Origin of the sequence: Bartonella capreoli, from assembly GCF_902813205.1 — a bacterium.
GTDB classification, from domain to species: Bacteria; Pseudomonadota; Alphaproteobacteria; order Rhizobiales; family Rhizobiaceae; genus Bartonella; species Bartonella schoenbuchensis.
On the sequence record NZ_CADDZX010000268.1, the window covers coordinates 1 to 425 of the forward strand.

Sequence of the window (425 nt, forward strand, 5' to 3'; positions counted from 1 at the left end):
AAACAATGTGTTGTGAGTGTTCTTGAGGTGAAGATATGTCTCCAAATATTCGGCCTTTTATTGCTGGAAATTGGAAAATGAATGGAACTGGTGAATCGCTTGGAGAATTGCGTGCTATTGCTGCGGGTGTTAGCTCTGACTTAGGGCGTTTGTTTGAAGCGCTTATTTGTGTTCCAACAACACTTTTATCGCGTGCTTCTGATACTTTAGGTGGTGAAAACCTTCTCTTAGGGGGGCAAAATTGTCATTTTAATGATCATGGCCCTTATAACGGAAATATTTCAGCTTTGATGCATAAAGAAGGAGGAACAAGTCATGTCATTATAGGACATTCGAAACGTCGCAAGATTTATCAGGAGAGTGATGCAATTATTTGCGCTAAAGTGCAGGCGACGTGGCGAGCAGGCCTTGTTGCTATTGTTTGA

At 41.6% G+C, this 425-nt stretch carries 1 pseudogene; it reads left to right on the forward strand.

What is annotated here, in order from left to right:
* Positions 1-35: 35 nt before the first annotated feature.
* Positions 36-425: pseudogene (locus J7R05_RS08360) on the forward strand (triose-phosphate isomerase); the annotation flags it as partial.